Source organism: Pseudomonas sp. GXM4 (genome assembly GCF_008923895.1).
Classification (GTDB): domain Bacteria; phylum Pseudomonadota; class Gammaproteobacteria; order Pseudomonadales; family Pseudomonadaceae; genus Aquipseudomonas; species Aquipseudomonas atacamensis.
On the sequence record NZ_WBRZ01000060.1, the window covers coordinates 1 to 22,863 of the forward strand.

At 60.5% G+C, this 22,863-nt stretch carries 16 protein-coding genes; 12 read left to right on the forward strand and 4 right to left on the reverse strand.

What is annotated here, in order from left to right; all coding sequences use genetic code 11:
- Positions 1 to 150: 150 nt before the first annotated feature.
- Positions 151 to 2,595, reverse strand: a complete 2,445-nt coding sequence (locus F8N49_RS10580) for a penicillin-binding protein 1A (RefSeq protein WP_371857552.1) — start codon at positions 2,593 to 2,595, stop codon at positions 151 to 153.
- A 219-nt stretch (positions 2,596 to 2,814) separates the two neighbouring features.
- Here F8N49_RS10580 and F8N49_RS10585 point away from each other — a divergent pair, with 219 nt between their 5' ends.
- The 11 genes from F8N49_RS10585 to hemE all read left to right on the forward strand — a co-directional run bounded on the left by F8N49_RS10585 (position 2,815) and on the right by hemE (position 18,500).
- Positions 2,815 to 3,879: a pilus assembly protein PilM gene (locus F8N49_RS10585; protein ID WP_024011266.1), complete on the forward strand. Its 1,065-nt coding sequence runs from the start codon at positions 2,815 to 2,817 to the stop codon at positions 3,877 to 3,879.
- A complete protein-coding gene (locus F8N49_RS10590; RefSeq protein WP_016772051.1) occupies positions 3,879 to 4,445 on the forward strand; it encodes a PilN domain-containing protein in 567 nt (188 codons plus the stop codon). The genes F8N49_RS10585 and F8N49_RS10590 overlap by 1 nt, the downstream gene beginning before the upstream one ends.
- Positions 4,442 to 5,065, forward strand: a complete 624-nt coding sequence (pilO, locus tag F8N49_RS10595) for a type 4a pilus biogenesis protein PilO (RefSeq protein ID WP_122611070.1) — start codon at positions 4,442 to 4,444, stop codon at positions 5,063 to 5,065. The genes F8N49_RS10590 and pilO overlap by 4 nt, the downstream gene beginning before the upstream one ends.
- Positions 5,062 to 5,586 (forward strand): pilus assembly protein PilP, encoded by a 525-nt coding sequence (locus F8N49_RS10600; RefSeq protein WP_071174144.1) that lies wholly within the window; start codon positions 5,062 to 5,064, stop codon positions 5,584 to 5,586. The genes pilO and F8N49_RS10600 overlap by 4 nt, the downstream gene beginning before the upstream one ends.
- A gap of 13 nt (positions 5,587 to 5,599) precedes the next feature.
- Entirely contained in the window at positions 5,600 to 7,678 is a 2,079-nt protein-coding gene (gene pilQ / locus F8N49_RS10605; protein ID WP_122747977.1) for a type IV pilus secretin PilQ, read from the forward strand.
- Positions 7,679 to 7,682: 4 nt separating this feature from the next.
- Entirely contained in the window at positions 7,683 to 8,201 is a 519-nt protein-coding gene (gene aroK, locus F8N49_RS10610; protein WP_024011270.1) for a shikimate kinase AroK, read from the forward strand.
- A 152-nt stretch (positions 8,202 to 8,353) separates the two neighbouring features.
- Positions 8,354 to 9,454: a 3-dehydroquinate synthase gene (gene aroB, locus F8N49_RS10615; RefSeq protein WP_122751646.1), complete on the forward strand. Its 1,101-nt coding sequence runs from the start codon at positions 8,354 to 8,356 to the stop codon at positions 9,452 to 9,454.
- Between the two features lie 10 nt (positions 9,455 to 9,464).
- Positions 9,465 to 11,051 (forward strand): AAA family ATPase, encoded by a 1,587-nt coding sequence (locus F8N49_RS10620; protein ID WP_056787348.1) that lies wholly within the window; start codon positions 9,465 to 9,467, stop codon positions 11,049 to 11,051.
- 351 nt (positions 11,052 to 11,402) lie between these two features.
- The gene (gene gltB, locus F8N49_RS10630) at positions 11,403 to 15,848 is read left to right on the forward strand and encodes a glutamate synthase large subunit (protein WP_151551365.1); all 4,446 of its coding nucleotides are present in this window, start codon (positions 11,403 to 11,405) and stop codon (positions 15,846 to 15,848) included.
- A gap of 33 nt (positions 15,849 to 15,881) precedes the next feature.
- Positions 15,882 to 17,300 (forward strand): FAD-dependent oxidoreductase, encoded by a 1,419-nt coding sequence (locus tag F8N49_RS10635; RefSeq protein WP_151551367.1) that lies wholly within the window; start codon positions 15,882 to 15,884, stop codon positions 17,298 to 17,300.
- Between the two features lie 132 nt (positions 17,301 to 17,432).
- Positions 17,433 to 18,500: a uroporphyrinogen decarboxylase gene (gene hemE, locus F8N49_RS10640; RefSeq protein WP_122747980.1), complete on the forward strand. Its 1,068-nt coding sequence runs from the start codon at positions 17,433 to 17,435 to the stop codon at positions 18,498 to 18,500.
- 55 nt (positions 18,501 to 18,555) lie between these two features.
- On the opposite strand, the gene F8N49_RS10645 is transcribed toward hemE, so the two are convergent.
- The 3 genes from F8N49_RS10645 to F8N49_RS10655 all read right to left on the reverse strand — a co-directional run bounded on the left by F8N49_RS10645 (position 18,556) and on the right by F8N49_RS10655 (position 21,821).
- Complete coding sequence (locus F8N49_RS10645) at positions 18,556 to 19,200, reverse strand: retron system putative HNH endonuclease (protein WP_071174148.1); 645 nt, start codon at positions 19,198 to 19,200, stop codon at positions 18,556 to 18,558.
- Positions 19,197 to 20,465, reverse strand: coding sequence for an AAA family ATPase (locus F8N49_RS10650; RefSeq protein ID WP_122747981.1), 1,269 nt, complete (start codon positions 20,463 to 20,465; stop codon positions 19,197 to 19,199). Before F8N49_RS10650 ends, F8N49_RS10645 begins: the two co-directional genes overlap by 4 nt.
- Before the next feature lie 78 nt (positions 20,466 to 20,543).
- Positions 20,544 to 21,821: an MFS transporter gene (locus F8N49_RS10655; RefSeq protein WP_151551369.1), complete on the reverse strand. Its 1,278-nt coding sequence runs from the start codon at positions 21,819 to 21,821 to the stop codon at positions 20,544 to 20,546.
- A gap of 118 nt (positions 21,822 to 21,939) precedes the next feature.
- On the opposite strand from F8N49_RS10655, the gene F8N49_RS10660 reads away from it, so the two are divergent.
- Positions 21,940 to 22,842 carry a LysR family transcriptional regulator gene (locus tag F8N49_RS10660; protein ID WP_076565243.1) on the forward strand — a complete coding sequence of 301 codons (903 nt, stop codon included), beginning with the start codon at positions 21,940 to 21,942 and terminating at the stop codon, positions 22,840 to 22,842.
- Positions 22,843 to 22,863 lie beyond the last annotated feature (21 nt).

Below are 22,863 nucleotides of genomic sequence, written 5' to 3' on the forward strand. Positions count from 1 at the left end.
CACCACACTTTCAGGTCGGTGTTTGACCCCAGACAACTCGGTAAGTCCCCTCTCCCTCTGGGAGAGGGTTAGGGTGAGGGGCTTTTGATCTTCGGGTAATAAAAAGCCCCGCACTTCTCACGAAGGCGGGGCCTTTTTGCGGCATCAGGATCAGAACAAATCGATCGGCGCCTGTTCATCCGCCGGCAGCGGGCTGCCTGGCACTGCGCCGTTGCCCAGCTCGTTCACCGATGGCGGCGTGTCTTCGGCCTTGAACAGTTCGAAGTACGCACCCGGTGTGCTCGGTGTTGCTGCACGGCCGCTGACCGGGTCTACCCGCAGGCTGAGCAAGCCTTCTGGCTCAGGCTGTACATGCGGCGGCTTGTCTTTCAGCGCGGCCGACATGTAATTCATCCAGATCGGCAGCGCCACAGTACCGCCGAATTCACGGCGACCGAGGCTTTCCGGTTGGTCGAAACCAGTCCACACCGTGGTTACGTAATCAGCGTTGTAGCCAGAGAACCAGGCATCTTTCGATTCGTTGGTGGTACCGGTCTTGCCCGCGATGTCACTGCGGCCCATGGCCAGTGCGCGCCGGCCGGTGCCGAGTTTGATTACGTCTTGCAGCATGCTGTTGAGGATGTAGGTGGTACGTCCATCGACAATCCGTTCGGCCACGGCCGGCGCTTGCGGCACTGCCGGATTGGCCGACGCTTCACCGGCAACCGGAGCGGCATTGACCGTGAACGACTCGGTAGCCGGCGCAGCGATACCGTCGGTCGCCGCACCACCCTGTGGCACGGTCGGCGGGTTGGCGACGAACAAAGTGTCACCGTTACGGCTTTCGATCTTGTCGATGATATACGGAGTGATCTTGTAGCCACCGTTGGCAAAGGTGCTCCAGCCAGTGGCGATTTCCATCGGCGTCAGCGTTGCGGTGCCGAGTGCCAGCGACAGGTTCGGCGGCAGGTCCTGCTTGTTGAAGCCGAAGCGGGTGATGTAGTCGATGGTCTTGCCCACGCCCATGGCCTGCAACAGGCGGATCGACACCAGGTTGCGCGACTTGTACAGCGCTTCACGCAGGCGGATCGGGCCGAGGAAGGTGTTGGTGTCGTTCTTCGGCCGCCAGACCTTGTCCAGGTACTCGTCGACGAACACGATCGGCGCATCGTTGACCAGGCTGGCAGCGGTGTAGCCGTTATCCAGCGCAGCGCTGTAAACGAATGGCTTGAAGCTCGAACCCGGCTGACGCTTGGCCTGCATGGCGCGGTTGTAGTTGCTCTGCTCGAAAGCGAAGCCACCTACCAGCGAACGGATCGCACCGTTCTGCGGATCCAGCGACACCAGCGCGCCCTGAGCCTGCGGAATCTGACTGAATTTCAGCGAATTGTCGGTCTGGCGCTGCACGCGGATCAGATCGCCGACCTGCGCGACATCCGACGGCTGGCGCGGGTTGGCGCCCATGCTGTTGGTATTGAGGAACGGTCGCGCCCATTTCATCGTGTCCCAGGCAACGTGCTCTTCACCAGTGCGGGTCAACACTTGCAGTCCGGTTTTATCGACTTGGGTGACGATCGCAGGTTCGAGACTGCTGATGGTGCGCTGCTTGGTCAGTTCGCTGGCCCAGGCTTCGCGGGTCTTGCCCGGCAGGCGCGACTCGGGGCCACGGTAGCCGTGGCGCTGATCGTAGGTCATCAAACCTTCGTGCAGTGCGGTGTTGGCCATTTCCTGCAGGTTGCTTGGCACTGTGGTGGTGACGCGGAAGCCTTCGGTGTAGGCCTCGCTGCCATAACGGCCGACCATTTCGGCGCGGGCCATTTCGGCGATGTACGGTGCGTTCACTTCCGGGGTCGGCACGTGGTAGCTGGCGTTCAGCGGCTCGTTGATCGCGGCGGTGTAGTCGGCTTCGCTGATCTTGCCCAGCTTGTACATGCGCCCGAGGATCCAGTCGCGGCGTTCTTTGCTGCGCGCAGGGTTGGCCAGCGGGTTGAAGCGCGACGGAGCTTTCGGCAGGCCGGCGATCATCGCCATCTGCGCGAGGCTGATGTCACGGATCGATTTGCCGTAATACACCTGCGCCGCCGCCTCGATGCCGTAGGCACGGTTACCCAGGTAGATCTTGTTGACGTACAGCTCAAGGATCTCGTCCTTGGTCAGCTGCCGTTCGATCTGCAGGGCCAGGAGAATTTCTGTGGTTTTACGCGAGAAGCTGCGCTCGCTGGTGAGGAAGAAGTTCTTCGCCACCTGCATGGTGATGGTGCTGCCGCCGGACTGAATGTGCCCACTCTTGACCAATTGCGTTGCCGCGCGCATCAGGCTGCTCGGGTCGACGCCATAGTGATTGGCAAAATTGTCGTCTTCAGCACTTAGTAACGCATTGATGAAATTGGGCGGAATGTCGGCGAAACGGATCGGTGTACGGCGCATTTCGCCAAATTCTGCAATCAACTTGTTGTCGCTGCTGTAGACGCGCAGAGGAATCTGCAACTGAATGCTTCTCAGCGCCTCCACAGACGGCAAACCCGGACTAAGGTAAAGAAAGGCGCCGCTGAGACCTAAGAGCAGTCCGCAGAAAACGGCGACGATGGACCAACCGAAAAATTTCAGCAGACGAATCAAGGCTTTTGGACATCCAGGGCAAAGAATGAATTTGGCACGGGGCTGCGGTTACACACAGAGCCATCCGCGCGGGCAGTAAAAAGCGGAAAAAATCGCTGGGCATTATAAGCACTTTTCCGTCGGAGGCGTCATTGGCGCTTCTGTCAAGACGGGGGTGAAGGAACGCAATGCGTATTACAGAGTCCGTAACTCACGGAAAGTCATAGGGAATTGGTAGTGCTGGGACTCTTCAATAAAAAGACCAATGCGTTACTGGGGATCGACATCAGCTCCACGTCGGTGAAGCTGCTGGAACTGAGCCGTCAGGGCGAGCGCTACCGGGTCGAGGCCTACGCGGTGGAGCCGTTGCCGGCGAACGCTGTGGTCGAAAAGAACATCGCCGAACTCGAGGGCGTTGGCCAGGCACTGAGCCGCCTGCTGGTCAAGGCGCGTACCGGGGTCAAGAGCGTGGCGGTGGCAGTGGCGGGTTCGGCGGTGATCACCAAGGTCATCGAGATGGACGCCGGGCTGTCCGACGACGAACTGGAAAACCAGCTCAAGATCGAGGCCGACCAATACATTCCCTATCCGCTGGACGAAGTCGCCATCGACTTTGAAGTCCAGGGCGTCTCGCCGCGCAACCCGGAACGGGTCAACGTGCTGCTCGCCGCCTGTCGCAAGGAAAACGTCGAGGTGCGTGAAGCGGCGCTGGCGCTCGCCGGCCTGACCGCGCGGGTGGTGGATGTCGAGGCCTACGCGCTGGAGCGCTCGTTCGGCCTGCTGGCAACGCATCTGGCGGCCTCCCAGGAGCGCCTGACCGTGGCGGTGGTCGACATTGGCGCGACCATGACCACCCTCAGCGTCCTGCACAACGGCAAGATCATCTACACCCGCGAGCAATTGTTTGGCGGGCGCCAGCTCACCGAAGAGATCCAGCGCCGCTACGGCCTCACGGTCGAACAGGCAGGCCTGGCGAAAAAGCAGGGCGGGCTGCCTGACGATTACGTCAGCGAGGTCTTGCAGCCATTTCGCGAGGCGCTGGTGCAGCAAGTCTCGCGCTCGCTGCAGTTCTTCTTCGCCTCCGGCCAGTACAACGCGGTCGACCATATCCTGCTCGCCGGCGGCACCGCCTCGGTGCCCGGCCTGGACCGTCTGATCGAACAGCGTCTGGATACGCCGACGCAGGTCGCCAACCCGTTCGCCGACATGGCTTTAGGCAGCAAAGTCAATGCTGGGGCGCTGGCCAGTGATGCGCCAGCCTTGATGATTGCCTGCGGGCTCGCGCTCAGGAGTTTCGACTGATGGCGCGGATCAACCTTCTCCCCTGGCGCGAGGAGCGCCGCGAAGAACGGCGCAAGCGCTTTCTGCTGGTCCTGATCGGCGTGCTGGCCGGCTCGATCGGCGCGGTGCTGATTGCCGACCAGATCATCACCGCGGCCATCGAGCGGCAGATGGCGCGCAACGATTACATCGGCAAACAGATTGCCGTGGTCGACGAACGCATCAAGCAAATCAGCGAGCTCAAGGCGCGCCGCCAGCAATTAGTCGAGCGCATGCGCATCATCCAGGACCTGCAGGGCAACCGGCAGATCAGCGGGCGAATCTTCGATCAGTTGGCACGCACGTTGCCGGACGGCGTGTATTTCACCGATGTGAAAATGGCCGGCAAGACCCTGTCCATCAGTGGCGCGGCGGAGTCGAACAACCGGGTCTCCGAGCTGATGCGCAATCTCGACGCGTCCGACTGGTTCGACGCGCCAAGCCTGAATGAGGTCAAGGCCACCAGCGCTGATCAAGTCGAACAGGCCAACGTCTTCCAGCTGACCGTTCGTCAGACCCAGCCCAAGGTTGTGGAGGACGAGCAATGAACGCCTCCGAGTGGCTGCAAAGCCTGCGCAACGTCGATTTCAACGACCTCGACACCAGCAATATCGGCTCCTGGCCCCCGGCGGTAAAAACCCTGTGCGGTGCGCTGGTGATGGTGTTGATCCTCGCGCTTGGCTATTACTTCTTCATCAGCGACATGGAAAATCAGCTCGACCTCAAGCGCGAAGAGGAAACCACCCTCAAGGAACAATTCGCCAGCAAGGCGCGGCTGTCGGCGAACCTTGAGCTCTATACCCAGCAAATGAAGGAAATGGAAAACACCTTCGGCGTGCTGCTGCGGCAATTGCCCAGCGACACCGAAGTGCCGGGCCTGCTCGAAGACATCACCCGCACCGGTCTGGGCAGCGGCCTGGAATTCGAAGAGATCAAACTGCTGCCGGAAGTGACTCAGCCGTTCTACATCGAACTGCCGATCCAGATCACCGTGACCGGCGCCTATCACGACCTCGCCACCTTCGTCAGCGGCGTCGCCGGCCTGCCACGGATTGTGACTCTGCACGATTTCGAACTGGCGCCGGCCAATCCCGAGGGCGGGACGAAGCTGCGCATGAGTATTCTTGCCAAGACGTACCGCTATAACGACAAGGGGCTGGAGAAATGACCCCGATTCGTTATCTCGTCCTGCCCATGGTGCTGGCGTTGAGCGGTTGCGGTGGCGGTGATGACTTCAGCGACCTCGACGCTTACCTCAACGAAGTGCGCCTGCGTCCGGCGGGCAAGATTGAACCAACGCCGACATTCCGGTCTTACCCCACATTCACTTACAGCGCCGCCAACCTGCGCAGCCCGTTTTCGCGGCAGGCGCGGGTCGATCTGGCCGGGCAGAAGCACGGCTCGCGCAACGTCAAACCCGACCCCAACCGGGTCAAGCAATATCTTGAAGGATTCAATATCGAGCAGTTCGAAATGGTCGGCACGATCGCCAATGCCTCGGGCTCGTTTGCGCTGTTGCGCGGCGCAGGCGGGGTGCATCGCCTGAAGGTCGGCGACTACCTGGGCCGCAACGACGGCCGCATCGTCGCCATCAGCCCTACCCAGGTCGATGTCGTGGAGATCGTGCCCGACGGCGCCGGCGCCTGGCTGGAGCGGCCGCGCACCATTCCTTTGAAAGAGCACTCATAGTGGAAGTCGAACAATGAACAGGATTTTCTCCACCCTCGGTTTTTCGCTATGGATAGCGCTGGTGTCACCGATGGTAATGGCGGCCAGTCTGAAAGCGCTGGATGTTGCCGCGCTGCCGGGTGACCGCGTCGAACTGAAGCTGTCGTTCGACGGCCCGCCCACACAGCCCAAGGGCTACACAACCGAGTCACCGGCACGCATTGCACTGGATCTGCCGGGCGTGACCAGCCAGTTGGCCAACAGGAATCTTGATCTGGGCAGCGGCAACGCGCGCACGGCCACGGTGGCCGAAGCCAAGGATCGCACGCGGCTGATTGTCAGCCTGACGCAGTTGGCGCCTTACAGCACGCGGGTCGAGGGCAATAATCTGTTTGTGGTGGTCGGTCAGGGCGCTTCCGCGACTGCGCCGCGCCCGGCTGCCGTGGCACCGCGTGCCGCCACGGCCGCTGCGGCACCTGCCAGACCAGCCGCGCAACGAAGCAGGGCGATTCGCGGCGTCGATTTCCAGCGCGGCACCGAGGGCGAGGGCAACGTAGTCATCGACCTCTCTGATCCGACCATCGCCCCGGATATCCAGGAGCACGATGGCAAGATCATCCTCAGCTTCGCCCGCACGCAATTGCCGGAAAAGCTGCGCGTGCGCCTCGACGTCAAGGACTTCGCCACGCCGGTGCAGTTCGTCAACGCAGCGCTCACCGGCGATCGCACCGTGATCAGTGTCGAGCCCAGCGGCACCTTCGACTACTCCACGTTTCAGACCGACAACAAGCTCACCGTGAGCGTGCGGCCGATGAGCATCGACGACCTGCAAAAGCGCAACGCCGACCGTCAGGCCTATGTCGGCGACAAGCTGTCACTGAATTTTCAGGACATCGACGTGCGCTCGGTGCTGCAGCTGATCGCGGACTTCACCAATCTCAATCTGGTGGCGAGCGATACGGTGCAGGGCGGTATCACTTTGCGCCTGCAGAACGTGCCGTGGGATCAGGCGCTGGATCTGGTGCTGAAAACCAAGGGGCTGGACAAGCGCAAGATCGGCAACGTGCTGCTGGTCGCGCCGGCCGATGAAATTGCCGCTCGCGAGCGTCAGGAACTGGAATCGCAGAAGCAGATCGCCGAGCTGGCGCCCCTGCGTCGTGAGCTGCTGCAAGTCAATTACGCCAAGGCGGCGGACATCGCCAAGCTGTTCCAGTCGGTGACCAGTGCCGAGGCCAAGGTCGACGAGCGCGGTTCGATTACCGTCGATGAGCGAACCAACAACATCATTGCCTACCAGACCCAGGATCGCCTCGACGAACTCCGGCGGATCGTCGCGCAGCTGGATATTCCGGTGCGCCAGGTGATGATCGAGGCGCGCATCGTTGAGGCCAACGTCGATTACGACAAGAGCCTGGGCGTGCGCTGGGGCGGTTCGGTGCAGAACAAGGGCAACTGGAACGCCTCCGGGGTCAATGGCTCCTCGAGCACCATCGGTACGCCGGGCAGCACCGGCACCAACTCGCCGTTCGTCGACATGGGCACGGTCAATAACACTTCGGGGATCGGCATCGCATTCATCACCGACAACGTGCTGCTGGATCTCGAACTGACGGCGATGGAGAAGACCGGCAACGGCGAAATCGTCTCGCAGCCGAAAGTGGTCACCTCGGACAAGGAAACCGCGAAGATCCTCAAAGGCACCGAGATTCCCTATCAGGAGGCCAGCTCCAGTGGCGCGACCTCGGTGTCGTTCAAGGAGGCCTCGCTGTCGCTGGAAGTCACTCCGCAGATCACCCCGGACAACCGCATCATCATGGAGGTCAAGGTCACCAAGGATGAGCCGGACTACCTGAACAAAGTGCAGGATGTGCCGCCGATCAAGAAAAACGAGGTCAATGCCAAAGTGCTGGTAAATGACGGCGAGACCATCGTAATCGGCGGTGTTTTTTCAAATACTCAAAGCAAGGTCGTAGATAAGGTGCCATTTCTTGGCGATGTGCCGTATCTTGGCCGCCTTTTCCGGCGTGATGTGGTTTCGGAGAAAAAATCCGAGCTGCTGGTATTTCTCACTCCGCGTATCATGAATAACCAGGCGATTGCTGTGAGTCGTTGATTCTGTGCGAAATTTGATACTTGTAGGACCGATGGGTGCTGGCAAAAGCACCATCGGCCGATTGCTGGCCAAAGAGCTGCGCCTGCCGTTCAAGGATTCCGACAAGGAAATTGAGCTGCGCACGGGTGCCAATATCCCATGGATCTTCGACAAGGAAGGCGAGCCCGGCTTTCGTGACCGTGAGCAGGCGATGATCGCCGAGCTCTGCGCGTTCGATGGTGTGGTGCTGGCGACCGGCGGCGGCGCGGTGATGCGTGATGCCAATCGCAAGGCCCTGCATGAAGGCGGGCGCGTGGTGTATCTGCACGCCTCCGTCGAGCAGCAGGTCGGCCGCACCTCCCGTGATCGCAATCGGCCGCTGCTGCGTACCGCCGATCCGGCGAAAACCCTGCGCGACCTGCTCGAGATCCGTGATCCGCTTTATCGGGAAATTGCCGATCTGGTGGTGGAAACCGACGAGCGGCCGCCACGCATGGTGGTGCTCGACATTCTCGACCGCCTCGCGCAGTTGCCGCCCCGTTAAAGCATCGTCCGAAATGCGCTATCCTCGGCGTCCTGTCAGCGTCCGCCGAGGGTGTGGCGGATGCCGGGCGAGCGGCGTCATACCGCTACAGGCCGCAGAACACCAATAATTTCAGGGCAGGATGCCTGCTTCCATCTTCACTGTGGGGACACATGCAGACACTCAAGGTCGATCTAGGCGAGCGCAGCTACCCGATTCATATTGGCGAAGGTCTGTTGGATCAGCCGGAACTGCTGGCGCCGCATATCCACGGGCGGCAGGTGGCAATCATCTCCAACGAAACCGTCGCGCCGCTCTATCTCGAACGTCTGACCCGCAGCCTTGCGCAGTTCTCGGTGATCTCGGTGGTGTTGCCTGATGGCGAAGCCTTCAAGAACTGGGAAACCCTGCAACTGATTTTCGATGGTTTGCTGACCGCCCGTCATGACCGCCGCACCACCGTGATCGCCTTGGGCGGCGGGGTGATCGGCGACATGGCCGGTTTCGCGGCCGCCTGTTATCAGCGCGGTGTCGATTTCATCCAGATTCCTACCACGCTGTTGTCGCAGGTCGATTCCTCGGTCGGCGGCAAGACCGGCATCAACCATCCGCTGGGCAAGAACATGGTCGGCGCGTTCTATCAGCCGAACGTGGTGCTGATCGATACCGCATCGCTGAAAACCCTGCCGGAGCGCGAGTTGTCGGCGGGCCTGGCGGAAGTCATCAAGTACGGTCTGATCTGCGACGAACCGTTCCTGACCTGGCTGGAAGAAAACGTCGACGCTCTGCGCGCGCTGGATCAAACCGCGCTGACCTATGCGATCGAGCGTTCCTGCGCGGCCAAGGCTGCGGTGGTCGGCGCCGATGAAAAGGAAACCGGCGTACGCGCCACCCTCAACCTCGGCCACACCTTCGGCCACGCCATCGAAACCCACATGGGCTATGGTGTCTGGCTGCATGGCGAGGCGGTCGCGGCGGGCACGGTGATGGCGCTTGAAATGTCTGCGCGCCTGGGCTGGATCAGCGAGCAGGAGCGTGACCGCGGCATTCGTCTGTTCCAGCGTGCCGGCTTGCCGGTCATTCCGCCGACAGAGATGACCGAAGCCGATTTTCTCCAACACATGGCAATTGATAAAAAAGTGATCGACGGTCGTCTGCGCCTGGTGCTGCTGCGCCGGATGGGCGAAGCGGTAGTGACCGACGATTATCCGAAAGAGGTTCTACAGGCCACGCTGGGAGCGGATTACCGCGCCCTGGCTCAGCTTAAAGGTTAAAACGATTCCGATGACTAGTTTGCATGCCGACGAGGCGTTTCTCGGCCATTTCCAGTTAAGTCACGACCCGTTCGCGCCACGGGTGCCGGGCTTCAAATTCTTCCCGGCCCAGCGCAAACCGGTGCTGGGTCAACTGCATCACCTGGCGCGTTACAGCCAGTTGCTGCTGGTGGTCACCGGCCCGCAAGGCAGCGGCAAGACCCTGCTGCGGCAGGCGCTGGTGGCCAGCACCAATAAACAATCGGTGCAGAGCGTGGTGGTTTCCGCCCGTGGCGCCGGTGATGCGGCCGGCGTGCTGCGCCAGGTGGCGCAGGCGCTGGATGTCGCTCAGGCCGAAGTCGGCGCGATTCTCGAGCAGGTGGTGCAACTGGGTCTGACCGGGCAGGAAGTCTATCTGCTGGTGGACGATGCCGAGCAGCTCGACGAGTCCGCGCTGGAAGCGTTGATGGCGCTCGGCGCCGGCACGCCGGAAGGTCGTCCGCATGTGTTCCTGTTCGGCGAGTCGTCGCTGATCGCTCAGCTCGAGGCGTTGCAGCTCGAAGAAGAGCGTTTCCATGTCATCGAATTGCAGCCGTACACCGAAGAAGAGACCCGCGAATATCTCGACCAGCGGCTGGAAGGCGCGGGCCGGGGTGTCGAACTTTTCACCGCAGATCAGATCTCTGATATTCACGAAAGCTCCGAGGGCTGGCCGGGCAACATCAACCAGGTCGCTCGCGATGCACTGATCGAAGTCATGATTGCCAGCCGCTCCGCGGTCAAGCGTCCAAGTATGGGGTTCAACATGCCGAAGAAACACGTATTGGCGATTTCCGCCGTCGTTGTGGTCGCGGTTGCCGCCGCCTGGCTGATGCCGGGTCGCAGCAAGGCACCGACCACCGGCGCTCCGGCCAATGAACAGGCGCAACTGCCATTGGGTCAGGGTGCAGCGAACGGCGCCAACCCGTCCGTCGAATTCGCCGGCAACACCCAGCCGATGCCGCTGCCGCTGGTCGGCAACTCGCAGCCGGTCATGCGTGGCCCGCTCGCTGAAGCCGCCGGTGGCATCACCGAAGGCGATGACGGCGTGCCACTGGAAGGCTCCAGCGATACCCCGCCGACCGTGACCACCTCTGCACCACCTGCAGGCGTTCCGGCCGGTCCTGCGCCGACACCGGCTCCGACTCCTGCCGCCAAACCGGCGCCAACCCCGGCACCGACGCAGATCGCCACAGCCAAGCCTGCTCCGGCCACCCCGGCGCCAGCTGCGAAACCGGCTCCTGCTCCGGCCAAGCCTGCCGACAAGCCCGTTACCGTGGCCAAGGCTGCCGGTGGCAGCTGGTACGCCGGTCAGCCGACCAGCAACTATGTCGTGCAGATCCTCGGCACCAGCTCGGAGACCGCCGCGCAGAACTTCGTCAAGGAGCAGGGCGGCGAGTACCGTTATTTCAAGAAAGTCCTCAACGGCAAGCCGCTTTACGTGATCACCTACGGCAACTTTGCCAATCGTGATGCGGCCGTTTCTGCCATCAAGGCCTTGCCAGCGAAGGTTCAGGCTGGTAAACCTTGGCCTCGCACTGTCGCCAGCGTCCAACAGGAACTGGCAACAACTCGCTGAAGATTCGGCGGCCTTACCCAGGCCGCCTCTCCCGGCACCTCAAAATCTCCACGAGTGCGCGCCGCCTGAAAGGGCCGCGTGCCTTGTGGTGTCTGCGTCACAGTAGTTTTTGAGTCGTTGCGGTCAGAATTTAAAAAAGTTTTGACTAGCACAGCAGATCGCTTTAAACCTTTCACAAATGCGACATGAATTTGCGACAGTTCGTCGTCAAATTTGTGAGCCTCTGTGTCGCTGTGTACAATGACCACCCTTTTGCCCCCGCTAAGCCGGCGTACGTTCGGCGCGGAACGCAAGTGGTTGAATTGAAAAGAAATTTGCCTCGAGTAGAGGCAGCCTGGTGAGAAAGTGTCTATGAAAGCAGGTCTGTACCAACCAGATGAATTCAAGGATAACTGCGGTTTCGGCCTGATAGCTCATATGCAGGGCGAGCCCAGTCATACCCTTTTGCAAACGGCCATCGAGGCCCTGACCTGCATGACCCACCGCGGTGGGATTAATGCCGACGGCAAGACCGGTGACGGTTGCGGTCTGCTGATTCAAAAACCCGACGCCTTCCTGCGAGCCATTGCCCAGGAAAGCTTCGGCGTCGATATGCCCAAGCAATATGCTGTGGGCATGGTGTTCTTCAATCAGGATCCGGCCAAGGCCGAAGCCGCTCGCGAGAACATGAACCGCGAGATCCTCGCCGAAGGCCTGCAACTGATCGGCTGGCGCAAAGTGCCGATCGACACCAGCGTCCTCGGCCGCCTGGCCCTTGAGCGTCTGCCGCAGATCGAGCAGGTCTACATCGGCGGCGAAGGCCTGAGCGATCAGGACATGGCCGTGAAGCTGTTCAGCGCCCGTCGCCGTTCGTCGGTGGCCAACGCCGCTGACACCGACCATTACATCTGCAGCTTTTCGCACAAGACCATCATCTACAAAGGCCTGATGATGCCGGCCGACCTGGCCGCGTTCTATCCGGACCTGAGTGACGAGCGCCTGCAAACCGCGATCTGCGTGTTCCACCAGCGCTTCTCCACCAACACCCTGCCGAAATGGCCGCTGGCGCAGCCGTTCCGCTTCCTCGCCCACAACGGCGAAATCAACACCATCACCGGTAACCGCAACTGGGCACAGGCCCGGCGGACCAAGTTCACCAACGATCTGATGGATCTGGAAGAACTCGGCCCGCTGGTCAACCGTGTTGGTTCCGACTCATCGAGCATGGACAACATGCTCGAACTGATGGTCACCGGTGGCATCGACCTGTTCCGTGGCGTGCGCATGATCATTCCGCCAGCGTGGCAGAACGTCGAAACCATGGACCCGGATCTGCGTGCGTTCTACGAGTACAACTCGATGCACATGGAGCCGTGGGACGGCCCGGCCGGCGTGGTGATGACCGATGGTCGCTACGCGGTGTGCCTGCTCGACCGTAACGGTCTGCGTCCGGCGCGCTGGGTGACCACCAAGAACGGTTTCATCACTCTCGCCTCGGAAATCGGCGTGTGGAACTACCAGCCTGAAGACGTGCTCGCCAAGGGTCGCGTCGGCCCGGGCCAGATCTTCGCCGTGGATACCGAAACCGGGCAGATCCTCGACACCGATGCGATCGACAACCGTCTGAAATCCCGTCATCCGTACAAGCAATGGCTGCGCAAGAATGCCCTGCGCATTCAGGCGACCATGGAAGACAACGACCACGGTTCGGCTTTCTACGACGTCGATCAGCTCAAGCAGTACATGAAGATGTATCAGGTCACGTTCGAGGAGCGTGATCAGGTGCTGCGCCCGCTTGGCGAGCAAGGTTACGAAGCCGTGGGCTCGATGGGCGACGACACGCCGATGGCCGTGCTGTCCCAGCGTGTACGCACGCCGTACGACTATTTCCGCCAGCAGTTCGCGCAGGTCACCAACCCGCCGATCGACCCGCTGCGTGAAGCGATCGTGATGTCGCTGGAAATCTGCCTCGGTGCCGAGCGCAACATTTTCCAGGAGTCGCCGGAACACGCCTCGCGCGTGATCCTCAGCTCGCCAGTGATCTCGCCGGCCAAGTGGCGCTCGCTGATGAACCTCGACCGTCCGGGTTTCGAACGGGCGATCATCGACCTCAACTACGACGAAAGCCTCGGCCTCGAAGCGGCGATCCGCAACGTTGCCGATCAGGCTGAAGAAGCCGTGCGTGCCGGGCGTACCCAGATCGTCCTCAGCGACCGCCATATCGCCCCGGGCAAGCTGCCGATCCACGCTTCGCTGGCGACCGGTGCCGTGCACCACCGCCTGACCGAGAAGGGCCTGCGTTGCGATTCCAACATCCTCGTTGAAACCGCGACCGCCCGTGACCCGCACCACTTCGCCGTGCTGATCGGTTTCGGCGCCTCGGCGGTGTATCCGTTCCTGGCCTACGAAGTATTGGGCGACCTGATCCGTACCGGTGAAGTGCTGGGCGACCTCTACGAGGTGTTCAAGAACTACCGCAAAGGCATCACCAAAGGTCTGCTGAAGATCCTGTCGAAGATGGGTATCTCGACCATCGCTTCGTACCGTGGTGCGCAGCTGTTCGAGGCCATTGGTCTGTCTGAAGAAGTCTGCGAGCTGAGCTTCCGTGGCGTGCCGAGCCGGATCAAGGGCGCGCGTTTCGTCGACATCGAAGCCGAGCAGAAAGCGCTCGCCGTCGAAGCCTGGAGTCCGCGCAAGCCGATCCAGCAGGGCGGTCTGCTGAAGTTCGTCCACGGTGGCGAATATCACGCGTACAACCCGGACGTGGTCAACACCCTGCAAGCCGCTGTGCAGCAGGGCGACTACGCCAAGTTCAAGGAATACACCTCGCTGGTGGACAACCGTCCGGTGTCGATGATTCGCGACCTGTTCAAGGTCAAGACCCTCGACACGCCGCTGGACATCAGTGAAGTCGAGCCGCTGGAGTCGGTGCTCAAGCGCTTCGACTCCGCCGGTATCTCGCTGGGCGCACTGTCGCCGGAAGCTCACGAAGCCCTGGCCGAAGCCATGAACCGCCTCGGCGCGCGTTCCAACTCCGGCGAAGGTGGTGAAGATCCGGCGCGTTACGGCACCATCAAGAGTTCGAAAATCAAGCAGGTTGCCACCGGCCGTTTCGGTGTAACCCCGGAATACCTGGTCAACGCCGAAGTGCTGCAGATCAAGGTCGCCCAAGGCGCCAAGCCGGGCGAGGGCGGGCAACTGCCGGGCGGCAAGGTCAACGGGCTGATCGCCAAGCTGCGTTACGCAGTGCCGGGCGTGACCCTGATTTCGCCACCGCCGCACCACGACATCTATTCGATCGAAGATTTGTCGCAGTTGATCTTTGACTTGAAGCAGGTCAACCCGCAGGCGCTGGTTTCGGTGAAGCTGGTAGCAGAAGCGGGCGTCGGCACCATCGCCGCCGGTGTGGCCAAGGCCTATGCCGACCTGATCACCATTTCCGGCTACGACGGTGGCACCGGTGCTTCGCCGCTGACCTCGATCAAGTACGCCGGCGCACCGTGGGAACTCGGCCTGGCTGAAACCCACCAGACCCTGCGCGGCAACGACCTGCGCGGCAAAGTCCGGGTGCAGACCGACGGTGGCCTGAAAACCGGTCTCGACGTGATCAAAGCCGCGATCCTCGGCGCCGAGAGCTTCGGCTTCGGTACCGCGCCGATGATCGCACTGGGCTGCAAATACCTGCGCATCTGCCATCTGAACAACTGCGCCACTGGCGTCGCGACGCAGAACGAAAAACTGCGCAAGGATCACTACATCGGCACCGTCGACATGGTGGTGTATTTCTTCACCTACGTCGCCGAAGAAACCCGTGAGTGGCTGGCCAAACTGGGCGTGCGCTCCCTCGAAGAGCTGATCGGTCGCACCGATCTGCTGGAAATCCTCGAAGGCCAGACCGCCAAGCAACATCACCTGGACCTGACCCCGCTGCTGGGCAGCGATCACATCCCGGCGGACAAACCGCAGTTCTGCGGCGTCGAGCGCAACCCACCGTTCGACAAAGGTCTGCTGGCGGAGAAGATGGTCGAGCTGGCCTCGTCGGCGATCAACGGCCTCAGCGGTGCTGAGTTTGAGCTGGATATCTGCAACTGCGACCGTTCGATTGGCGCCCGGATCTCCGGCGAAATCGCGCGCAAGCACGGCAACCAGGGCATGGCCAAGGCGCCGATCACCTTCCGTTTCAAAGGCACGGCCGGGCAGAGCTTCGGTGTGTGGAACGCCGGCGGTCTGAACATGTACCTGGAAGGCGACGCCAACGACTACGTCGGCAAAGGCATGACCGGCGGCAAGCTGGTCATCGTGCCGCCGAAGGGCAGCATCTACAAGACTCAGGAAAGCGCCATCATTGGCAACACCTGCCTGTACGGCGCCACTGGCGGCAAGTTGTTCGCCGCCGGCACCGCAGGCGAGCGTTTCGCCGTGCGTAACTCCGGTGCCCACACGGTTGTGGAAGGCACTGGCGATCACTGCTGCGAGTACATGACCGGTGGTTTCGTCTGCGTGCTGGGCAAGACCGGTTACAACTTCGGCTCTGGCATGACCGGTGGTTTCGCCTACGTGCTCGATCAGGACAACACTTTCGTTGACCGGGTCAATCACGAACTGGTGGAGATCCAGCGGATCAGCGGCGAGGCGATGGAAGCCTATCGCAGCCACCTGCAGAACGTGCTGAACGAGTACGTCGCCGAAACCGACAGCGAGTGGGGTCGTGAGCTCGCTGAGAACCTCGACGATTACTTGCGGCGTTTCTGGTTGGTCAAGCCCAAGGCTGCCAGCTTGAAAACCCTGCTTTCCAGCACTCGTGCCAACCCGCAGTGATATGCGCCTGAAGAGTTTGATGAGGTTTTAACAATGGCTGAACGTCTGAATAACGACTTCCAGTTCATCGATGTCGGGCGCAAGGATCCGAAGAAGAAACTGTTGCGTCAACGCAAGAAAGAGTTCGTTGAAATCTACGAACCGTTCAAACCCCAGCAGTCGGCCGATCAGGCCCACCGCTGCCTGGGTTGCGGCAACCCGTATTGCGAATGGAAGTGCCCGGTGCACAACTTCATTCCAAACTGGCTCAAATTGGTCGCCGAAGGCAACATCCTTCAGGCCGCCGAGCTGTCGCACCAGACCAACACCCTGCCGGAAGTCTGCGGCCGGGTGTGCCCCCAGGATCGCCTGTGCGAGGGTGCCTGCACCCTCAACGACGGCTTCGGCGCGGTGACCATCGGTTCGGTCGAGAAGTACATCACCGACACCGCGTTCGCCATGGGCTGGCGCCCGGACATGTCCAAGGTCAAACCGACCGGCAAACGCGTGGCGATCATTGGCGCAGGCCCGGCGGGTCTGGGTTGTGCCGACGTGCTGGTGCGTGGCGGCGTAACCCCGGTTGTGTTCGACAAGAACTCGGAAATCGGCGGCCTGCTGACCTTCGGCATCCCCGAGTTCAAGCTGGAAAAGACCGTGCTGAGCAATCGTCGCGAAGTCTTCACCGGCATGGGCATCGAGTTCCGTCTCAACACCGAAGTCGGTAAAGACGTGACCATGGAACAACTGCTCGCCGAATACGACGCGGTGTTCATGGGCATGGGCACCTACACCTACATGAAGGGCGGTTTTGCCGGGGAGGATCTGCCGGGCGTTTATGACGCGCTGGACTTCCTCATCGCCAACGTCAATCGCAACCTGGGCTTTGAAAAGTCGCCGGAAGATTTCGTCGACATGAAAGGCAAGAAGGTCGTGGTACTCGGCGGCGGCGACACGGCGATGGACTGCAATCGCACCTCGATCCGTCAGGGCGCCAAGTCGGTGACCTGCGCTTATCGTCGTGACGAAGCGAACATGCCCGGCTCGCGCAAAGAGGTGAAGAACGCCAAGGAAGAAGGCGTGAAATTCCTCTACAACCGCCAGCCGATCGCCATTGTCGGTGAAGACAAGGTTGAAGGCGTGAAAGTGGTCGAGACCCGTCTCGGCGAACCGGACGCCCGTGGCCGTCGCAGCCCCGAGCCGATCCCGGGTTCCGAAGAGATCATCCCGGCCGACGCCGTGGTCATCGCCTTCGGCTTCCGTCCGAGCCCGGCACCGTGGTTCGAACAGTTCGAGATCCAGACCGACAGCCAGGGCCGCGTTGTTGCGCCTGAGCAAGGTCAGTACAAGCACCAGACCAGCAACCCGAAAATCTTCGCCGGTGGCGACATGGTGCGCGGTTCCGACCTGGTGGTGACGGCGATCTTCGAAGGGCGCAATGCGGCTGAAGGGATCCTCGATTATCTGGGCGTCTGACGACGCCAGCGGCAAGCTTCAAGCTACAAGCGGCAAGCTACAAAGCAATCCTGCTTTTAACTTGCCGCTTGTAGCTTGCTGCTTGCCGCTGTCTTTTGAGACCATGCCCGCACTTTTTTTCCGGATGCCGACATGACTGCCCTGAAGAACGACCGTTTCCTCCGCGCCCTGCTCAAGCAACCCGTTGACGTCACCCCTGTGTGGATGATGCGCCAGGCCGGTCGCTACCTGCCGGAGTACCGCGCCAGCCGCGCCCATGCCGGCGACTTCATGAGCCTGTGCATGAATCCGGAGTTCGCCTGCGAAGTCACCCTGCAACCGCTTGACCGCTACCCGCAACTGGACGCGGCGATCCTGTTTTCCGACATCCTCACCATTCCCGATGCCATGGGCCAGGGCCTGTACTTCGAGACCGGTGAAGGTCCGCGCTTCAAGAAAGTTGTCAGCACGATGGCCGATATCGAAGCCTTGCCGATCCCGGATCCGCACAAAGACCTCGGCTACGTGATGGATGCGGTCAGCACCATCCGTCGCGAGCTCAACGGTCGCGTGCCGTTGATCGGTTTCTCCGGCAGTCCGTGGACCCTCGCGACTTACATGGTCGAAGGCGGCTCGTCGAAAGACTTCCGCAAGACTAAAGCGATGCTTTACGACAACCCGCAAGCCATGCACCTGCTGCTCGACAAATTGGCGCAATCGGTGACTTCGTACCTCAACGGCCAGATCATGGCCGGTGCGCAAGCGGTGCAGATCTTCGATACCTGGGGCGGCAACCTGTCGGCGGCGGCTTATCAGGAATTCTCCCTGGCCTACATGAAGAAAATCGTCAGCGGCCTGATCCGCGAGAATGACGGGCGCAAAGTGCCAGTGATTCTGTTCACCAAGAACGGCGGCCTGTGGCTGGAAAGCATCGCCGAAGCCGGCGCCGACGCCCTTGGCCTGGACTGGACCTGCGACATCGGCAACGCCCGCGCCCGTGTCGGCGACAAGGTCGCGCTGCAAGGCAACATGGACCCGACCGTGCTCTACGCCAAACCGGAAGCGATCCGCACTGAAGTCGGGCGCATCCTCGCCAGCTACGGCAAGGGCAGCGGCCACGTGTTCAACCTTGGTCATGGCATCACCCCGGAAGTTGATCCGGAACATGCCGGCGCGTTCCTGCGTGCGGTGCATGAGCTGTCGGCGCAGTATCACGAGTGATCAGCGACAGTAAAAAACGCCAGGCCAATGCCGGGCGTTTTTGTTTGAACTAACCTTAACGACCGAGCAGTTGCTCGGCGTAGCGGGCGATGATGTGGTCGAAAGGCTTTTGATCGGAGGCGTTGGCCGCTCGAATCACAGTGACGAGGCGTTCAAGGTCTTCATTGCTGGCGCTCGCGATGAATTCATCATCAAACAGTCGACGGATCGTGTCTCGGCGTCGGTTGTTCAGGTAGGCAATATCGAGCGCCAGAACTTCAATCATTTTGGCGGCTGGCAGGTCTTCAGAGTCTGCGGGCTGAATTCCGCCATTCTGCAGATATCGGAAGCGCAGTTCGCATTGCTCATCCATTGGAGATATGTGCAAGGCTTCTTCAAACCAGTTTGCTTTGCGATGCCCACAATGCAGTGGGTTACCTGGCATGGTTTCACGCAGGCAAGACGCGAAAAGATTTTCGTAGTCCAGCGCAAGGGCTTCAAAGTGCTCTTGAGGGCGAAAATGTTCTATGTGACTGGTGGCTGCTTCTATCTCTCTGCCGCAATAACAGCAGAGTGACCCTTGTTCCTGTAACAAGGCCGTGTGTAGCTCGCGCTTTTGCGGGTTTTGCAAAGTTGGGTAGGTCGGAACCCATTCATCGTTTGCCGAGCTTTTCCAGTCTGTGAATGAGGCGGGTTCAGTTCCTTTGAGCACTCGCTTCATTTACCAAGAATCTCCTTGCGCCTGAGCAGTGCCTCTGCACCGGCAAACTCCGGAAGATCCGGAGCCTTCTTCTTCAGGGCCTCAAGCTGCGATTTCGCCCTTTGCAGGTCGTTCTTCTCCAAGGTTGAAAAAAGCTCCGAGAGCAGGTTTTCAATCTCGGGTTCGCGCTGTTCAACGCCCATGACTTCTTCGAGCACGCTGCTGGAGTCCAGACCATAGGTAACGCGAGGGTGTGAGGATTCGCCGTTGTGCAGGACGATCACCTCTTCGGGCTTCAAGCTGCCGATGATTTGCGGGGAGTGACTGGCGGCGATGAACTGGACATTGGGGAACGCTGTCGTCAATGCCGGAACGATGCTGCGTTGCCACGCAGGATGCAGATGAATATCCAGTTCATCAATGATGATCACGCCTGATGTATTCTTCAGGGCGTCCTTGCCCATATGAGGGTTGAGGATGCACATACGGCGGGCGATGTCGGTGAATAGCGCGATCATGCCGCGCTGACCGTCACTGAGGTGATTGAAGGGAATGGTTTTCTGGTCGATGTCGATCAGCAAGCTTTGCAACCTGAGGTCATAGCGCAGATTTTGTGCATGAGGAATTGCGCAAGCTATAGCACTGTTGACCCAAACCAGCTCGTCGTTGAAATCTGCAGAATGTTGATTGGCATCCAGAAGATCCTGCATTCGTTCCAGTGTTCTGCCGATCAACCAGCTCTCGAAATCACTGAGATCTGCCACCGCATCGAACCAGTTTGCATAACCATCAAAACGCGACAGGCGTTGTTTGGCTGCAAACTCTGCTGATACGCCTGCGCCTTGCCAGCGACGATTGGAGCGATAGAACGCCAGCATCGGTAAATCGACCGGCATGGCCAGGTTGATCTTCTGCCTGAGCTTGACCAACTCAGCCTCGAAAGCTGAATTCACGAGTGGGGGAAAGCCATCTCCGTCTCGTTTCAGAATCCATTCGGTTGCGCCAAAAAACACCCCCGTCCCTTGTACCAGCAGCGGGTACTGCCGTTCGAAACGGCTTCTGTTTTCAAAGCGGTCAATGACGAAGCGAATATCTTCATCTTTTATTGAGATCTGACTCGGCTTTACCGCGTTGCCGAATTCGATGAAGGAAACAGCAATGGCCTGGAGCAGTGACGTCTTACCGCTGCCATTGACCCCCACCACCAGATTGAACCCAGGCTGGAAGTCAAACGTGGCATCTTCGTAGCAACGAAAATTCCTAATGTGGAGTCGGTCCAGGCGCATTCTGGCTTCCCTTTACCAAAGCAGACGAATGTCGTCAGTGTACCTTGGCGTGCGATTACCGCTAGGGCGCAGTTGTCGCTAAACCTTTGCGCTCCCAGGGAGCGGCGGCAACTTCGCCAGCTTCAACGCCACCAGCAGGGCAATCAGCAACAACGCACCAATAAACAACCCGATCCCGTTCCACCCGCCCAGATGCCAGAACACCCCGCCCGCCGTCCCGGCAATGCTCGAACCGGCGTAATAACTGAACAGATACAGCGACGACGCCTGACCCTTGGCGGTCAACGCGCGCCGGCCGATCCAGCTGCTCGCCACCGAGTGCGCGGCGAAGAAGCCGAAGGTGAACACCAGCATGCCGACGATCACCAGCAACAACGAGGTGAACATGGTCAGTGCCAGTCCGGCGAACATCAGTGCAATGGTCGCCCAGAGCACTCTGCGCCGCCCCAGTTTGTCCGCCAGCGAACCGATCTTCGCCGAGCTGTAGATCCCCGACAGGTAGACCACCGAGAGCAATCCGACAAATACCTGATCGAGGTTGTACGGCGCAGCCAGCAAGCGGTAGCCGATGTAGTTGAACAGCGTGACAAACGCGCCCATCAGCACGAACGCTTCAAGAAACAGCAGCGGCAGGCCGGCGTCGCGAAAGTGCATGGTGAAGCCGTCGAGCAGGCTGCGCGGGTGCAGTGAGCGGGCGCGGAAGTTGCGCGACTCCGGGAGGATCTTCCAGAACACTGCCGCCGCGACCAGCGCCAGACCACCTATCACCAGCATCGCCGTGTGCCAGCTGACGAAGTCGATCAGCACGCCGGTTATCAAGCGCCCGCTCATCCCGCCGATCGCGTTGCCGCCGATGTACAAACCCATCGCCAGGCCGATGTGCTGTGGATGGATTTCTTCGCTCAGATAGGTCATCGCCACCGCTGCCAGGCCGCTCAACGACAGGCCGATCAGCGCGCGCATGATCAATACGCCGTGCCAGCTCGGCATCATCGAACTGGCGATGGTGCACAACGCGGCAGCGAACAGCGCCGCGACCATCACTGGTTTACGGCCGATGCGGTCGGAGATCGGCCCGGTGATCAGCAGGCCGAAGGCCAACATGCCGGTTGCCACCGAGAGGATCAGACTGCTCTGCGCCGCGTTGATCCCGTACTCGTGGGACAGCAGCGGCATCATCGGTTGTACGCAGTAGAGCAGGGCAAACGTCGCAAAGCCGCCACAGAACAGCGCCAGCACCGTGCGCATGAATGCCGGCGTGCCTTTTTCGATGTAGATCTCTTGCAGCTCGGCGAGGGTATCGTCGCCGGCAGCGGGCGGGATTTCGTGGGCAAGGGGCGCGACAGCAGTTTTCACTTCAGACCTCGGAAAGCACAGCCGGGCAGGCAATGAAAAAATCATATAGCTGGCTAATGTTTCTATCCAATATATTGTTCGACCTGTTTGATAGCTTCAGCGACCTAATGGAAATCCTATGGAACTGCGTCATCTGCGTTACTTCATCGCAGTCGCCGAAGAACTGCATTTCGGCCGGGCCGCACAGGTGCTGGGCATCTCCCAGCCACCACTGAGCCAGCAGATTCAGGCGCTGGAGCAACAGCTCGGCGCGCGCTTGTTCGAGCGCACCAATCGTCGGGTCGAGTTGAGCGAGGCCGGTCGCCTGTTTCTGCAGGAGGCGCGGCTGGTGCTGGCGCAAGTCGACAAGGCAGCGGATGTCGCCCGCCGTGCGCAACTTGGCGAGCTGGGTGAATTGAAGATTGGCTTCACCTCGTCGGCGCCGTTCAATTCGACGATTCCGCAGGCGATTTTTTCCTTTCGTCAGCGCTTTCCGGCGGTGCATCTGAACCTGCGCGAAATGAGCAGCACCATGGTCGCCGATGCTCTGGTGGACGAGTCTATCGAAGTCGGGATCATGCGCCCGCTCGGATTGCCGGATTCGCTGAGTGTTGTGGAGTTGATGCGCGAGCCATTGGTGGCGGTGCTCAGTTCCAAGCATCCACTGGCCCAAAGTAGCGATGAAGGTCTGTTTCTATCGGCGCTGGCGCTGGAGCCATTCGTGTTTTTCCCGCGCAGCTATGGCAGCGGGCTCTACGCACAACTGCTGAGCCTGGCCCGTGACGCCGGCTTCAGCCCGCACTTTGCCCAAGAGGCTGGCGAGGCGATGACCATCATCGGTCTGGTCGCAGCGGGCCTCGGTGTATCGGTGCTGCCGGCGTCCTACCAACGCATGCGCATCGACGGCGTGGTCTACCGTCCGTTGCTCGATCCGGAGGCAATTTCAGCAGTATGGCTGGTGCAGCGCAAAGACCAGAAATCACCGATGGCCAAGGCGTTTGTCGAACTGCTTACGCGCAAGGTTGAACCGCTGACGGTGTGAAGGCGGCTGGCGCTTTCGCGA

Excerpts from the sequence above, each read along its gene's own strand:
- F8N49_RS10650 (WP_122747981.1), bottom strand. The coding sequence starts at position 20,465 with ATGCGCCTGGACCGACTCCACATTAGGAATTTTCGTTGCTACGAAGAT.
- F8N49_RS10645 (WP_071174148.1), bottom strand. The coding sequence starts at position 19,200 with ATGAAGCGAGTGCTCAAAGGAACTGAACCCGCCTCATTCACAGACTGG.
- F8N49_RS10590 (WP_016772051.1), top strand. The coding sequence starts at position 3,879 with ATGGCGCGGATCAACCTTCTCCCCTGGCGCGAGGAGCGCCGCGAAGAA.
- F8N49_RS10660 (WP_076565243.1), top strand. The coding sequence starts at position 21,940 with ATGGAACTGCGTCATCTGCGTTACTTCATCGCAGTCGCCGAAGAACTG.
- pilQ (WP_122747977.1), top strand. The coding sequence starts at position 5,600 with ATGAACAGGATTTTCTCCACCCTCGGTTTTTCGCTATGGATAGCGCTG.
- aroB (WP_122751646.1), top strand. The coding sequence starts at position 8,354 with ATGCAGACACTCAAGGTCGATCTAGGCGAGCGCAGCTACCCGATTCAT.
- gltB (WP_151551365.1), top strand. The coding sequence starts at position 11,403 with ATGAAAGCAGGTCTGTACCAACCAGATGAATTCAAGGATAACTGCGGT.
- F8N49_RS10600 (WP_071174144.1), top strand. The coding sequence starts at position 5,062 with ATGACCCCGATTCGTTATCTCGTCCTGCCCATGGTGCTGGCGTTGAGC.
- F8N49_RS10620 (WP_056787348.1), top strand. The coding sequence starts at position 9,465 with ATGACTAGTTTGCATGCCGACGAGGCGTTTCTCGGCCATTTCCAGTTA.
- pilO (WP_122611070.1), top strand. The coding sequence starts at position 4,442 with ATGAACGCCTCCGAGTGGCTGCAAAGCCTGCGCAACGTCGATTTCAAC.
- hemE (WP_122747980.1), top strand. The coding sequence starts at position 17,433 with ATGACTGCCCTGAAGAACGACCGTTTCCTCCGCGCCCTGCTCAAGCAA.
- F8N49_RS10635 (WP_151551367.1), top strand. The coding sequence starts at position 15,882 with ATGGCTGAACGTCTGAATAACGACTTCCAGTTCATCGATGTCGGGCGC.